The organism is Guptibacillus spartinae (assembly GCF_028610625.1).
GTDB lineage: Bacteria > Bacillota > Bacilli > Bacillales > Guptibacillaceae > Guptibacillus > Guptibacillus spartinae.
In genome coordinates this window covers 341,311-356,045 of record NZ_JAQQWU010000002.1, presented here as the reverse complement: position 1 = coordinate 356,045, position 14,735 = coordinate 341,311, and the positions used below count along the sequence as shown (strand labels likewise).

Sequence of the window (14,735 nt, the reverse complement as noted above, 5' to 3'; positions counted from 1 at the left end):
GGAGTGTTCATGCGTAAAATTGTCGTTGGCTCAAGAAGAAGTAAATTAGCGATCACACAAACCAAGTGGGTGATCAGCCAGTTAAAAGAATTAAATCCTGGGGTGGACTTTGAAATAAAAGAGATCGTCACACGTGGTGACAAAATTCTTGACGTTACTCTTTCCAAAGTAGGTGGAAAAGGATTGTTCGTGAAGGAAATTGAAGATGCCATGTTAAACGGTGAAATCGATATGGCGGTTCATAGTATGAAAGATATGCCGTCTGTTCTTCCTGAGGGGCTCATGATTGGTTGTATTCCAGAACGTGAAGATCACCGCGATGTGATCATTTCTGAGTCTAAAAAAACGTTTAGAGAACTACCAGAAGGTGCCGTAATCGGAACAAGTAGTCTTAGACGTGGGGCACAATTAAAAGCCATTCGTCCAGATGTTGAAATTAAGTGGATTCGCGGAAATATCGACACGCGTATCCGTAAATTAACAGATGAAGATTACGATGCTATTGTGCTAGCCGCTGCAGGCCTTCATCGCATGGGGTGGTCAAAAGAAGTTGTAACAGAGTATCTTGATCCTGATTTATGCGTGCCAGCGGTAGGACAGGGGGCGCTCTCGATTGAGTGTCGAGAAAGCGACGAAGAGTTAAGAGGCATCCTAGAGAAGTTTAGCGATAAAGAAACGACAAAAACAGTATTAGCAGAACGTGCTTTCCTCCATACGCTCGAAGGAGGCTGTCAGGTCCCTATTGCTGGTCATGCTACACTTAGCGGTGAAACGATCACGGTAACCGGGTTGGTTGGAGAGCCTGATGGGTCTGTTATTATTAAAGAAATGGAAATGGGCATTGATCCAATCCAAGTAGGGAATACGCTAGCGAATCGAATGAAGGAACAGGGTGCTAAAGATATTCTTGATCGTGTGAAAGAGGAATTGGATCAATGAGTTCTCCGCTCTCAGGAAAGCGTGTGTTGGTCACGAGAGCTCGGGAGCAGGCAGCTACATTTACGAAATTAATTGAAGAAAAAGAGGGAATTTCGATTGAAATCCCTCTTATTTCTTTCGAACCCCGAAACCAATTATTACACTCGCTTCAACTGAACCAGTATAGCTGGGTTTTATTTACGAGCGCCAATGGCGTACGTTTTTTCTTAAGACAGGTAAAAATCCCTAAAGGTGTAAAAATTGGCGCGGTTGGAAGCAAAACAGCAAAAGCACTTAAGCGGTATGGAATCCAAATTGATCTCATGCCTGATGATTTTGTAGCTGAAGGACTTATTTCTGCGCTAGCTAAACAAGCTAAGCCCAAGGAGAAGATACTACTACCAAGAGGAAATCTCGGGCGAGCGGCATTACCAGGGCAATTAAGTGAATTAGGGTACGACGTCACTGATTTACCTATCTATGACACCGTTATTCCATTTGAATCTAAGGCAGCATTAATAGAGGTAGTGGAAAATCGGGAGTGTGATGTGATGACGTTCACTTCTTCGTCAACAGTCCATCACTGTGCGCAACTTCTTGGTGCGAACAATTTGAAAGATCAGCTCAAAGGGATCACAATAGTAGTTATAGGACCGGTTACAGAGAAGACGTTGCGATCATATGGAATCGCACCGCACGTCGTTCCTGAACAATATACCATTGAAGGAATGCTTGAAAGCCTGGAGGATTTCTTTGATAACTAGGAGGTAAAAAGATAATGGAAACAGCAAACTTTCACCGTCACCGTCGCTTAAGACGATCTGAATCAATGAGATCGCTTGTTAGAGAAACGTATTTACATAAAGAGGATTTGATTTACCCGATTTTTGCAGTTGAAGAAGAGGATGTAAAACGAGAAATTCCTTCAATGCCTGGTGTCTATCACTATTCATTAGACCGTTTGAATGAAGAGGTTCGTGAAGTAGTGGATCTTGGAATAAAGTCCATTATGATGTTTGGCGTTCCAAATCATAAAGATTCAGTTGGATCAGAAGCCTACTGCGATACTGGCATTGTACAAAGAGCGATTGCCCAAGTTAAAGAAGAGTTTCCTGAGTTAACAGTCATTGCAGATACATGTCTTTGTCAGTATACCGATCACGGGCATTGTGGTGTTATTGAGAATGGTTACGTGCAAAACGATGAGTCTCTTGAACTACTAACTAAAACAGCGATCTCTCAAGCAAAAGCGGGGGCTGACATCATTGCTCCATCTAATATGATGGATGGTTTTGTGGCTGCGATTCGTCAGGGTCTTGATGAAGCTGGATTCGTTGATGTTCCTGTTATGAGCTATGCTGTGAAATTTTCATCTGCATTTTATGGCCCATTCCGTGATGCTGCACACAGTACCCCACAATTTGGAGACCGGAAAACGTATCAAATGGACCCTGCCAATCGACTTGAAGCGATTCGAGAAGCAGAGAGCGACATTGAAGAAGGTGCAGATTTCTTGATGGTGAAACCGGCCCTTTCTTATCTTGATATCATTCGTGAACTCAAAGATCGCTTCCCGCTTCCGATGGTTGCGTATAACGTAAGTGGGGAATATTCCATGATAAAAGCAGCCAGTCAAAATGGATGGCTGAATGAACAAGAGGTTGTTCTTGAGAAACTTACAAGCATGAAGCGTGCTGGAGCAGATCTAATCATCACTTATTTTGCAAAAGACGCTGCTCGCTGGCTAGATCAATAGAACTGAAAGAGAGTGACTACAAAATGGGTAATTATGATCGTTCCAAAGAAGCTTTTAAAGAAGCATCTAAAGTGATGCCTGGTGGCGTAAATAGTCCTGTAAGGGCGTTTAAATCTGTTGGCATGGATCCGATTTTTATGGAAAAAGGGAAAGGCTCTAAAATTTACGACATCGATCAGAATGAATATATTGACTACGTACTCTCTTATGGTCCACTCATCCTTGGTCATGCTGATGAACAGGTTGTGAATCGACTGAAAGAGGTGACGGAGCTTGGAACAAGCTTTGGTGCACCGAGTCAATATGAAACAAAACTTGCTGAGCTTGTGATTGAACGAGTGCCATCAATTGAGATTGTGCGAATGGTAAACTCTGGAACAGAGGCTACGATGAGTGCGTTGCGTTTGGCTAGAGGTTACACGGGTCGTAATAAAATCCTTAAGTTTGAAGGTTGCTACCATGGTCACGGTGACTCCTTGTTAATTAAAGCGGGATCTGGCGTCGCTACGCTTGGCCTTCCAGATAGCCCGGGTGTGCCTGAAGGAATTGCTAAAAATACGATTACAGTGCCATATAATGATCTCGAAAGTCTTCGATATGCTTTCCAAGAGTTCGGAGATGATATCGCTGGCGTGATCATCGAGCCGGTAGCTGGCAATATGGGTGTCGTTCCGCCTCAGCAGGGATATCTTGAAGAAATTCGTAAGATTACAGAGGATAATGGCACACTTCTTATTTTTGATGAAGTGATGACTGGTTTCCGCGTAGGTTACAACTGCGCGCAAGGGTACTATAATGTTACGCCTGATTTAACTTGTCTTGGGAAAGTAATTGGTGGCGGCTTACCGGTTGGCGCTTATGGTGGTAAAAAGGAAATTATGGAACAAATTGCTCCAAGCGGTCCGATTTATCAAGCAGGTACACTGAGTGGGAACCCACTTGCGATGACAGCAGGTTACGAAACGCTCTCACAACTGACACCAGAGAGTTATCAGGAATTTGAACGTAAAGCAGAAAAACTTGGAGAAGGTCTTTCAAAAGCGGCTGCAAAATATAACATCCCTCACACGGTTAACCGTGCCGGATCTATGGTTGGGTTCTTCTTTACTAACGAGGACGTTATTAACTTTGAAACGGCATCTTCTTCTAACCTTGATCACTTTACAAACTACTTTAAAGAGATGCTTGCTCAAGGAATTTCCCTTCCTCCATCTCAATTTGAGGGAATGTTCCTTTCTACAGCACATACTGAGCATGATATTGATGAAACAATTGCTGCGGCAGAAGCAGCTTTCTCAAAGCTTGTTTAACCCAAAGCTACTGGCATATTTGTCAGTAGCTTTTTCTAATCTAAAGACAACGATAACTTTCTCATTCTTATTCAAAGTAGACATATTCCTGTGAATTACTCATACATGTGTAATGTATGGATAATGTTTGAAAGGAGGAGAAAGCATGCCTGAAGGCTCATATTTGCATTTCTCCGTAGAGGAGCAGGTCTGGTTAAAGAAAGGACAGGAAGTTGAAGAGGTTCTATCTATCTCACTTGATCCTGAAATTTCAATTGAAGAGTATGAAGATTATGTAGCAGTAAAAGGCTGTTTATATTTAACGGGAGAATACTTGCAGCGTGATCAGAATGGCGAGGAAGTAATGAATGAGGACTCTCCTTATCGCTCGATTCACGAAGTACATGTAAGAGAAGATGGAACGGCATCAATGGGCCACCGCTTTCCTGTAGATATTACCATTCCGGCAAGTCGGGTAAGAAGTCTTGAAGATATTTTTGTTACGGTCGATACGTTTGATTACACGCTAGTTGACGAAAATTGCCTTCAGTTGAAAGCTGATATATCCATTAGTGGAATTCAGGGTGATCTAAATCGTGAAGAAATAGACAGTGATTCATCGGAAGTGTATGAGGATGAAGAAAGCGAATATGATCAGGAAGAGAATGTTTGGGAGAATGATATAAAATATGTCGATCATCAGGAAGAATCACTTGAACAGACCTCTCATTTACGATCACCTCAGGTAGATATGCGAGCTCAATTGACTCAGTTTGAAGTTGATTATTCAAGCGAAGAAGAAGAAGTGCAGGAAGCATATCAAGAACCAACATATGACTTTCTGAGACGAATGGCTCATCAAATAGATGGGTCAACTGAATACAACAATCAGCCGATCGTAGAAGAAACGCGCTCTAGTCACAACGAATACGTTGATTATGAAGAGGTAGAAAGTTACGAAGAAGAGAAACAAGCGCCACGTGAAGAAAATGCTCTCTATTTAACAAGCATGCTGACAAAGGAAGAAGAGCAATTTTCAAGAATGAAAATGTGCATCATCCAACCTGGTGATTCATTAACTGAAATTGCTGAACGATACCGTGTTCTTCCAAGTCATCTAGCTCGTGTAAACCGTCTTGAAGAAGAAGAAGTAAAAGAAGGTCAGATTCTCTATATACCTATCAATCGATAACTTCGCTTGCCCCACTGTTCATGCATTGTGTTATTGGCGGGGTAAAAAGGAGTAATGAAGATGGACTTATTAACGCTTATCGAAGAAAAGTATGGTTTAAGAGAACTAAGGTGGGTGCGTAGACCTGAAGTAATGATGACCCATGTAGGGAAGCGAAAGGTATCATACTGGCGGGAGCGGGATTTGCTTGAGTATCATCTCAACTTCCGTGACCGCCTTTTTTTTACATCTGGGATTTTGTGTAATCGAATGATTCGCACTCTGAAGCAAGAGGCGTTTATTCCAATAGATCAAGGTTATCTAACAGTTCACGATTTTGTGGAAGATGATTTTTCTTTGGAGCTATATCCAGAAATGGAAGGGTATCTTCTTTCTTCCATCGTCAGGTGTGGGATAGGAAGACACGATTATACACATTTTCCTTACAGAGAAACGGTCAAATCGTTATTAGCCATTAAGTCACGATATCCAGATTCTTACCTACTTCTTATTAGCTTAATTCCAGATGTGAAAAAACGACTTTGCTATCATAACGATATTTTAAATGGCACCATTCCATTTTCATCCTATTCTTTAAAAGAAATGATGGGTCAGCTTTACTTTGAATGCAGTGACGAAGCACCTCGTTCTGTGTGTGAAGTCCTTTCAACTGAAGTGTATACGTGGTATAGAAGAAAAAAACGAGATGACTTTAACCACTGTTTTAAAGCTTTATTAAGTGAAATTGATCGAGAATGTAGAAGTGCATTTGTCCAATCAATCGTTGCGCCGTGGGAATGGAAAACGTGTATTCAGGCGCTACAAAATGAGGGGAGCAACGTGGATCGTCTGATGAAAGAGTTTATTGAAAAGTGGGACGCGATGAAAGTGATTACGGGTTTAGCGGAGCTCTCCATCTTGGAGGGGAGGATGGCGGTTCATGAGTGATCCAGCACTTCTATTTCAATATGATTTATATCCTGAACGTGTCGTGAGAATGGGGAAAGTGACAAAGATTGAGACAGAACGTGGCTCGTTTGCTTTAAAGGAGACAAAGCTAGGGAAAGAACAGATGGATCGTATTTTATACCTTGAGGAACGATTGAAACAGCTTCAATTTGCCAGTTTTGTACCTATTGAACGAACCAAATACGGCGATGCTTTTGTTTTTACAGAAGATGGAGTGGCTTATTTAACTCCATGGGTGGACGGAGGCGAAGGACACGCTCCGCAAAAAGAAGAGCAATTCGTTTTAAATCTTGCAGAACTCCATGGGTACACTGCCAGAGATCAAGCTTTCTCTGAAGAAGTAATCAAACAATCGTACCAAAAAATGATCTTAATGAGAGAGAGCAGACAGTTTGAAATGGAAAAATACGTAAACTCAATCGAAAAACGTGTCTATCTCTCGCCGTTTGAACTCACTTTTGTGACTCATTTTCATCGATTAATGAAATATTGCGATCTTGCTAAAACAAGATTAGACCAATGGTATGAGCAGGTCCTAGAAGCGAAACGATACCGATCGGTGTTTTGCCATGGAAAATGCTCTCTATCACATTATGTGATGAACGGGGGACGAGGCTACTTTATTAATTTCGAGAGAGCTGTGATTGATACACCGGTGCGGGATCTTGCCTACTTTATTCGATCATCTGTGCATCCATTTCAGTTCAATCCTGCCACAACAACGGCACATATTGGACGATATGAATCCCAATTTTCGCTATTAGAAGAAGAGAAAGAGCTCCTTGCAAGCTATTTATATTTCCCGGAATCCGTTTTTAATAGTGTCTACCGATTCAATGAGAACCGCCAGCACTGGCCCCATATTAAGCATGTCCGGTTATTCACGAAAAAAATAGAAGTGATGAATGGCATCGACCATGTTCTGCAAACATTTTAGATCCATTCAAAATAAAAACACACTTCTAGTGCTACAAGGATAATGAGGATAAGCACATCGACCGAAGTTGGAAAAAGGATCGTTCGAATTGTCTGAAACACAATAAAAGGCGGAACGAATTGAGCACAGATGTCCCTGAATTTATAAACAGCCGGCGGAAGCTGATAGCGATTCATTCCCCCAAAACGTTTTTTCATAGCATATTCCCCTTTTTTTTCATCTGCCGTTACAAACAGTCTATGTACGAAAGCGGATGGGGTGATTAAGAAGGGAGAGAACTGGCAAAGCTATGAAAAAGGGCGCTTAGCATCTTGACGATCTTGAATCTACACGGTAAACTTATTTATACAAATAGTCGACAGGCAAAGATAGGGAGTAGTAGAATGTGAACCCTTCAGAGAGAGAAATCGTCCGCTGAAAGATTTCTCAGGATTGTAACATTCGAAGTCGCCCTTGAGCTGTTTCTCTGAACGAGTAGTAGGAGAATCCGGTAATCCCGTTATTCGAATGAAGCGTACAGCTAACGTTTATTTAGCTGTAAATAAAGGTGGTACCGCGAAAATACTTCTTTCGTCCTTTTTCTAAGGATGGAGGAAGTTTTTTTGTTGTTCAAAAAATCCTTTTAGCTGAAAACGGAATGAGAAATCCGATGCAAACCGCCTGAGACTTATTGAATGGAAAGGAAGAGTGGCAATGGTGAATAAAGAGCTAACAATGCCGACGAAGTACGACCCGAAGGCAACCGAGCAGAAATGGTACCCGTATTGGGTAGATGGTAAATTTTTTGAGGCAACAGGTGATAAAGACAAAGAGCCTTATACAATTGTAATTCCCCCGCCGAACGTTACAGGTAAACTTCATTTAGGGCATGCCTGGGATACAACGCTTCAAGATATTCTTTCTCGAGTAAAGCGGATGCAGGGTTACGATGTTCTCTGGCTTCCTGGAATGGACCATGCTGGGATTGCGACCCAAGCAAAAGTAGAAGGCAAGCTTCGTGAAGAGGGAACATCTCGTTATGATCTTGGTCGTCAGAAGTTCCTTGAGAAGTCCTGGGAATGGAAAGAGGAATATGCAGAATTTATCAGGAGTCAGTGGGCAAAGCTTGGACTTTCATTAGATTATTCAAGGGAACGCTTTACACTTGATAATGGTCTTTCTGATGCGGTTGGCGAAGTGTTCGTTAAGCTTTATGAAAAAGGTTTAATTTACCGAGGGGAATATATTATTAACTGGGACCCTCAAACAAAAACAGCTCTTTCTGACATTGAAGTGATTCACCAGGAAGTGACAGGACACTTCTATCATATGCGCTATCCTCTAGCAGATGGTTCAGGCCATATCGAAATTGCAACAACGCGTCCTGAAACGATGCTAGGTGACACAGGAATTGCCGTTCATCCTAAAGATGAGCGCTACAAGCACCTTGTTGGAAAGAAAGCGATCTTACCAATTGTAGGGCGAGAAATTGAAATCGTGGCAGATGACTACGTGGACATGGAATTTGGTTCAGGAGCTGTTAAAATCACGCCAGCCCATGACCCTAATGACTTTGAAATCGGTAACCGTCATAACCTTGAGCGTATCCTTGTCATGAATGAAGATGGTTCAATGAATGAGAATGCTGGTGACTACCAAGGAATGGATCGTTTTGAATGTCGTAAACAGTTAGTAAAAGATTTGCAGGAAAAAGGCATTCTTTTCAACATTGAAGAGCACGTTCATTCTGTTGGACATTCTGAACGAAGCGGTGCTGTAGTAGAACCGTACCTTTCCACTCAGTGGTTCGTTAAAATGGGACCTCTTGCCGAGCAGGCAATTGCGCTTCAAAAATCAGAGGAAAAGGTTAACTTTGTTCCAGAACGATTTGAAAAAACGTATTTGAATTGGATCGAAAATATTCGCGACTGGTGTATTTCGAGACAGCTCTGGTGGGGGCATCGCATTCCTGCATGGCATCATAAAGAAACGGGTGAGATTCACGTTGGACTGGAAGCACCGACAGATATTGAAAACTGGCAGCAAGACGAAGATGTACTTGATACGTGGTTTAGTTCGGCACTTTGGCCATTTTCAACGATGGGATGGCCGAATGAAGACGCGGAAGACTTTAAACGTTTCTACCCAACGAACGTTCTTGTAACGGGTTATGACATCATCTATTTCTGGGTAGCGCGTATGATCTTCCAGGGCATTGAATTTACAGAGCAACGTCCATTTAATGATGTATTGATTCATGGTCTTGTACGTGATTCTGAAGGACGTAAAATGAGTAAATCGCTTGGTAACGGTGTTGATCCGATGGATGTTATTGAGAAGTACGGTGCAGATTCGCTTCGCTTCTTCCTATCCACAGGTTCATCTCCGGGTCAGGATCTTCGCTTCTATTGGGAAAAGGTAGAGTCTACTTGGAACTTTGCGAATAAGATTTGGAACGCTTCACGTTTTGCTTTAATGAATATGGATGGCATGACCTATGAAGAGCTTGATCTAACAGGTGAGAAATCTACAGCTGATAAATGGATTTTAACTCGCTTAAACGATACGATCGAACAAGTAACGCGCCTGATTAATAACTATGAATTTGGTGAGGTTGGCCGCTACCTTTATAACTTCATCTGGGATGACTTCTGTGACTGGTATATTGAAATGGCGAAGTTACCGCTATATGGTGAAGATGAAGCAGCGAAGAAAACAACGCGATCTGTTCTCGCCTATGTGCTAGACCAAACCATGCGCCTCCTTCATCCATTCATGCCGTATCTTACTGAAGAAATCTGGCAGCACCTTCCGCATGAAGGAGAGTCAATTACTGTTGCAAGCTGGCCTGTGAAGAGTGATGAGCTGCACTTCCCTGAAGCAGCTGCTGACATGGCGCTCCTAACTGAGATTATTCGTTCGGTTCGAAACATTCGTGCTGAAATGAATGTAGCACCTAGCAAGCCGATTGAGCTTCGTATTAAACCAAAATCTGGAGAGGCCCAAAAGCAGCTTGAACAAAATAGCCAATACATTGAGCGGTTCTGTAATCCTGAAACATTAACCATTTCAGCAGATCTACAGGCACCTGAAAAATCAATGACGGCTGTTGTATCTGGTGCAGAGCTATTCCTTCCGCTTGAAGGCTTAATTAACATTGATGAAGAAATTGAGCGTCTAAAAGGAGAAATGAAAAAGCTCGATTCTGAAGTTGATCGTGTACAGAAAAAACTCGCAAATGAACGCTTTATCAGTAAAGCGCCTGAGAAAGTCGTTGAAGAAGAACGAGCGAAAGAAAAAGACTATCTTGAAAGAAGAAGTAACGTGGAAGCGCGCATTAATGAACTAAAAAAATAAGAAAATGACGAATCTCTTCTTAGAGATTCGTCTTCTTTTAAGGGGGAGAAAGAATGTTTCAGTCATATGATGAGGCAATAGATTGGATACATAGTTTGTTAAATCATGGCATTAAGCCCGGTTTGGAGCGAATGGAATGGATGCTCGAACAACTTGATCACCCAGAAAGACGGTTGAAAACGGTGCACGTTGGTGGGACGAATGGAAAAGGTTCAACCGTAACTTACATGCGGACGGTGCTTGAAGAGTCAGGTTATGAAGTAGGAACGTTTACATCTCCTTATATTGAATCGTTTACAGAACGCATTGCTGTGAATGGGAAACCAATTAATGAAGAAGACATAATCGCTCTCTGTAATCGTGTTCAGCCGCTCGTTGAGGTGGCATCCGTTTCACCACTTGGTTCTCCAACTGAATTTGAAGTAATAACCGTTATTGCACTCATGTACTTTGGAACAATTGCCTTCCCAGATCTTGTATTAATGGAAGTTGGTCTAGGAGGACGGCTTGATTCTACGAACATTATTCATCCACTCGTTAGTGTGATTACAAATGTGGGCTATGATCACACTCATATCCTCGGTAGTGATCTCATGCAAATTGCTTATGAAAAGGCGGGGATTATTAAGTCAGGGGTTCCGCTTGTGACGACGGCTGAAAAAGAAGAAGTGTTAATGCTTTTGCATGAGACAACAAAATCTAAAAAAACGAAAATTTATCGTTTGAATGAAGAGTTTTCTATAGTTGAACATAGGGGTGATGATGAAGGAGAGCATTTCTCTTTCGAATCTCCTTACCGTAAACTCGGTGATCTACACATTCAGATGAAAGGTGAGCACCAGGTGAAAAATGCAGGAGCAGCGCTCATGGCGCTTGAATACTTGCGTGTTTTTTATGGACTCCATATTGAACAAGATATGGTTCAGCGTGGACTTGCAAGAGCAGCGTGGCCAGGACGATTTGAACAGCTTAATTCCAATCCACCTATTATTGTAGATGGTGCACACAATCCTGAAGGTGTTGAAAGTCTTGCAAGAACCTTGCAACAGCATTACGCTAAGGCGAAAATTCACGTTATTTTCAGCGCACTTGGAGATAAAGATATTGAATCTATGTTAAAGCCGCTCTATCCGCACATTCATGCGATTACCTTTACCACCTTTGATTTCCCAAGGGCGATTTCAGCTGAGAATTTATTCCAACGAGCAACCTTCTCACGCAAATCTTATGATGAAGACTGGAGAAGAGCAATTGAAACAACCATCGAACAAATGGGTACAAATGACTTGCTTTTAATAACAGGCTCTCTCTACTTTGTATCTGAAGTCCGCTATTTTCTAAAAAATTAGAATTTTAATGCAAAAAAATAGGACTTTTTCGCTACTTTTTGCTAAAATGGAACGTAACAACATGCGAATGGAAAAATATTCTTTCTATAACTGGAAGATGGAGGGGGAAATAATTGACGGCAACAATGAAACGTAACGTCTGGATTGTATGGCTTTTTTGCTGGCCACTACTCATTTTTGCAACGTTCTATTTCTTTCCCCCGGATTTTACAGGGAACATGGCCGATATTTTTGCGCTCTTTGTACTTCTTGCCGTTGTTGCCATGATGCCAATCAATGTGAAAGGAACGGACCTTTTTTTTATCCAGGGAATATCATTAGCAGTCTTTCTAAGATACGGTTTATTTGTGGAAACGATTTTAACTCAGTTAGCGATTCTCGTATTCTTGTTGAATTTGCGTGTTACGAGGAAAGATAGTCACCGCTATCCTGTTAATATGCTCATGTTTATGATTGTCTCCCTCGTATCAGGAGGACTTTTCTACTTACTTGGAGGTTCTACGGGTGAATTCTCTGGCGATGCAATTACTCAGCTGGTTCCTTCTATTGGCTATATTCTTTCACTTATCATTGTTAATCAAATCCTCCTTCATTTTTTACGTATTTACATTTATAAAGATGTTAACACGAAATTTTTTGGGAAAGATATGCTTTGGGAAGCGATATCGACAGGGGTAACCCTTCCGGTCGGTTTCCTCTTGTATATGTTACATACCTATCTTGGCACGATTGCGATCTTCTTTGTCGGGGTACCTTTTGTTCTGGCATCTCTTATGCTCAGGTTGTACTACTCGAGTCGAAAAGTGAACGATTTGCTTCAACAAACGAGTGAAATTGGTCAGCAAATTACGCAGTCACTTGATACGGACGAAATACTGCATTTATTTTTGAATGAAGTAAAGGATATGTTTGTCGTGGATTATGCATACATCATGGATGCGGAGCAGGTAAAAAAGCTAACGATTATTAAGAGCTTTGAAAAGGGGAGAGGCGTTCGGGATAATGGAGATGATCGTCTTTTTGAAGAAGGGATTAGCTCAAGAGTCTGGCGGAGTGGACGCAGTCGGTTATATACAAAACGGGCTCAGTGGAAAAATCTAACTTCGGGTATTCTCCCCCATACAGCGAACGCTGTTATATCAGTACCGATGAAGCGTAATAAGAAGGTTGTCGGCATCATTACCCTTGCAACCGATCGCGTTCGGTCATATGAAAAACATCATATTCTTGTTCTTCAAATTCTAGCGAACTATTTAGCGGTAGCGGTTGACAATGCGAGGCATTATGAAGAGACGAAAAGACGAAGTGAACGGTGTCCGTTAACCAATTTGTACAATTTCCGATTTTTTGGCGAATTATTGGATGAGAAATACAAACGTTTTGACACCGATCCCGATCCATTTTCTATCATTTTGCTCGACTTGGATCATTTCAAAAAAGTAAATGATACGTTTGGTCATCATAGCGGTAATGAAGTACTTTGTGGAGTGGCAAGTCGCCTTGAAGAAGAGATTGGAGAAAGAGGAACCGTTGCCCGGTTTGGAGGAGAAGAATTTGTAATTCTCCTAGAAAGCCATTCCCATAATGAGAGTTTACAAGTTGCTGAAGACTTACGATGTGAGATCGCAGATGAACCTTTTGAAATCTTTAATGATCTTGATAATGGCAATCGTCAGGTCATTTACGTAACGGCGAGTATTGGAGTTGCTACCGCTCCTGAACAGGGAGAGGATGCGCAAACGTTGATACGAAATGCAGATCGGGCGATGTATACTGGTGCAAAGCAGCAGGGACGGAACCGTGTTGCGAGCTATGTTGGATGAGTTAGACCCTATTCTTCACAATGCGGAGGATAGGGGTTTTTATTTCGTATTACCTTAATCATGCACTAGACAGTTGCACAGCAAGGATGCTAATAACGAGTTAGTTGTATAAAATTTCTAAAGGTTGTTAGCGATAAGTAGAAGAATAAGTTTAAAACTACCATCATTTTTTTGAAAAATAATCTAAATAAGGATGAAAGAAATGGGAGTTTTGTTACATGGTTATTTATTTCTAATTGGTCTTGTCCTTGGTTCTTTTTACAATGTTGTTGGTCTTCGTGTGCCTGTTAAACAATCAATTGTTACTCCTCGCTCATCCTGTCCAACATGTGCCCGTAAGCTTTCACCATACGAGCTTGTTCCTGTTTTTTCATATTTATTTCAAAGAGGAAAATGCAGGGGATGTTCATCAAGTATATCCCCTATCTATGCTTTGGTTGAATTTGTTACAGCTCTTCTTTTTGCAACCGCACCTTTTTTGGTAGGATGGTCAAAAGAATTGTTGATTTCCTATGGATTGATTTCGCTTGTTGTTATTATCTTTGTTTCAGATACTATTTATATGTTAATACCTGATCACATTCTTATATTTTTTGCAGGTTACTTTGTTTTGGGGCGTATTATTGTTCCAATGGATCCTTGGTATAGTCCCTTAATAGGAGCAGTTGGAGGCTTTTTGTTTCTCCTCTTAATCGTTGTGGTTAGTAAGGGCGGAATGGGAGGCGGTGACATTAAATTATTTGCCGTGCTAGGCATTGTTTTTGGTTTTCAAGAATTAATTATCGTTTTTTTCTTTTCTACTTTATTTGGGACGATTATTGGAGTCACTGGGATAGTGATTGGAAAAGTAAAAAGGAAGCAGTATATTCCTTTTGGTCCTTTTGTGGCGTTGGGATCACTTATAACTTATTTTTATGGTGATCAACTCTTACAATTGTATTTAAATTTTCTTTGATGAAAATGAATAGCGGGCACTCGCCTTGTCTGATCTCAAATAAAATAGTTAGCTTAACTTTAAACCCTTACTTATTAAGATTTATCACGTTTAAAGGGAATTTAAAAAAGACAAGGCAAATTTTAAAAAGATGTTCCTGTTTTGAATAGGGGGCATCTTTTTTTCTACTGAAACCTGTACTTTTCTAGACATAGACTAGTCTAAACCATACCTCTTAAGAGATTAAGTGGCG

Annotated in this window: 12 protein-coding genes and 1 other annotated feature; of the genes, 11 read left to right on the top strand and 1 reads right to left on the bottom strand. The window is 41.2% G+C overall.

What is annotated here, in order from left to right; translation table 11 throughout:
* The first annotated feature begins 9 nt into the window (after positions 1-9).
* The 7 genes from hemC to PQ511_RS05750 all read left to right on the top strand — a co-directional run bounded on the left by hemC (position 10) and on the right by PQ511_RS05750 (position 7,040).
* A complete protein-coding gene (hemC, locus tag PQ511_RS05780; RefSeq protein ID WP_273850960.1) occupies positions 10-939 on the top strand; it encodes a hydroxymethylbilane synthase in 930 nt (309 codons plus the stop codon).
* Positions 936-1,682: a uroporphyrinogen-III synthase gene (locus PQ511_RS05775; protein WP_273850959.1), complete on the top strand. Its 747-nt coding sequence runs from the start codon at positions 936-938 to the stop codon at positions 1,680-1,682. Before hemC ends, PQ511_RS05775 begins: the two co-directional genes overlap by 4 nt.
* A 14-nt stretch (positions 1,683-1,696) precedes the next feature.
* Positions 1,697-2,674, top strand: a complete 978-nt coding sequence (gene hemB / locus PQ511_RS05770) for a porphobilinogen synthase (protein WP_273850958.1) — start codon at positions 1,697-1,699, stop codon at positions 2,672-2,674.
* 23 nt (positions 2,675-2,697) lie between these two features.
* Complete coding sequence (hemL, locus tag PQ511_RS05765) at positions 2,698-3,984, top strand: glutamate-1-semialdehyde 2,1-aminomutase (protein ID WP_273850957.1); 1,287 nt, start codon at positions 2,698-2,700, stop codon at positions 3,982-3,984.
* A gap of 145 nt (positions 3,985-4,129) precedes the next feature.
* On the top strand, positions 4,130-5,155 hold the full coding sequence (gene spoVID / locus PQ511_RS05760; RefSeq protein ID WP_273850956.1) for a stage VI sporulation protein D: 1,026 nt from the start codon (positions 4,130-4,132) through the stop codon (positions 5,153-5,155).
* A 60-nt stretch (positions 5,156-5,215) separates the two neighbouring features.
* A complete protein-coding gene (locus PQ511_RS05755) occupies positions 5,216-6,082 on the top strand; it encodes a hypothetical protein (protein ID WP_273850955.1) in 867 nt (288 codons plus the stop codon).
* Positions 6,075-7,040 (top strand): phosphotransferase, encoded by a 966-nt coding sequence (locus PQ511_RS05750; protein ID WP_273850954.1) that lies wholly within the window; start codon positions 6,075-6,077, stop codon positions 7,038-7,040. The genes PQ511_RS05755 and PQ511_RS05750 overlap by 8 nt, the downstream gene beginning before the upstream one ends.
* On the opposite strand, the gene PQ511_RS05745 is transcribed toward PQ511_RS05750, so the two are convergent.
* Positions 7,037-7,237 (bottom strand): hypothetical protein, encoded by a 201-nt coding sequence (locus PQ511_RS05745; protein WP_098444420.1) that lies wholly within the window; start codon positions 7,235-7,237, stop codon positions 7,037-7,039. The genes PQ511_RS05750 and PQ511_RS05745 overlap by 4 nt on opposite strands.
* 159 nt (positions 7,238-7,396) lie before the next feature.
* Positions 7,397-7,621, top strand: a binding site (T-box leader).
* Between the two features lie 112 nt (positions 7,622-7,733).
* On the opposite strand from PQ511_RS05745, the gene PQ511_RS05740 reads away from it, so the two are divergent.
* The 4 genes from PQ511_RS05740 (at position 7,734) to PQ511_RS05725 (ending at position 14,503) form a co-directional block, all read left to right on the top strand.
* Entirely contained in the window at positions 7,734-10,376 is a 2,643-nt protein-coding gene (locus PQ511_RS05740) for a valine--tRNA ligase (RefSeq protein WP_273850953.1), read from the top strand.
* Between the two features lie 53 nt (positions 10,377-10,429).
* Entirely contained in the window at positions 10,430-11,725 is a 1,296-nt protein-coding gene (locus PQ511_RS05735; RefSeq protein WP_273850952.1) for a bifunctional folylpolyglutamate synthase/dihydrofolate synthase, read from the top strand.
* A gap of 113 nt (positions 11,726-11,838) precedes the next feature.
* Positions 11,839-13,548, top strand: coding sequence for a sensor domain-containing diguanylate cyclase (locus tag PQ511_RS05730; RefSeq protein ID WP_273850951.1), 1,710 nt, complete (start codon positions 11,839-11,841; stop codon positions 13,546-13,548).
* A gap of 202 nt (positions 13,549-13,750) precedes the next feature.
* Entirely contained in the window at positions 13,751-14,503 is a 753-nt protein-coding gene (locus PQ511_RS05725; protein ID WP_273850950.1) for a prepilin peptidase, read from the top strand.
* Positions 14,504-14,735 lie beyond the last annotated feature (232 nt).

Coding starts and splice junctions, on each gene's coding strand:
- hemC (WP_273850960.1), top strand. CDS start 10: ATGCGTAAAATTGTCGTTGGCTCAAGAAGAAGTAAATTAGCGATCACA.
- PQ511_RS05775 (WP_273850959.1), top strand. CDS start 936: ATGAGTTCTCCGCTCTCAGGAAAGCGTGTGTTGGTCACGAGAGCTCGG.
- hemB (WP_273850958.1), top strand. CDS start 1,697: ATGGAAACAGCAAACTTTCACCGTCACCGTCGCTTAAGACGATCTGAA.
- hemL (WP_273850957.1), top strand. CDS start 2,698: ATGGGTAATTATGATCGTTCCAAAGAAGCTTTTAAAGAAGCATCTAAA.
- spoVID (WP_273850956.1), top strand. CDS start 4,130: ATGCCTGAAGGCTCATATTTGCATTTCTCCGTAGAGGAGCAGGTCTGG.
- PQ511_RS05755 (WP_273850955.1), top strand. CDS start 5,216: ATGGACTTATTAACGCTTATCGAAGAAAAGTATGGTTTAAGAGAACTA.
- PQ511_RS05750 (WP_273850954.1), top strand. CDS start 6,075: ATGAGTGATCCAGCACTTCTATTTCAATATGATTTATATCCTGAACGT.
- PQ511_RS05745 (WP_098444420.1), bottom strand. CDS start 7,237: ATGAAAAAACGTTTTGGGGGAATGAATCGCTATCAGCTTCCGCCGGCT.
- PQ511_RS05740 (WP_273850953.1), top strand. CDS start 7,734: ATGGTGAATAAAGAGCTAACAATGCCGACGAAGTACGACCCGAAGGCA.
- PQ511_RS05735 (WP_273850952.1), top strand. CDS start 10,430: ATGTTTCAGTCATATGATGAGGCAATAGATTGGATACATAGTTTGTTA.
- PQ511_RS05725 (WP_273850950.1), top strand. CDS start 13,751: ATGGGAGTTTTGTTACATGGTTATTTATTTCTAATTGGTCTTGTCCTT.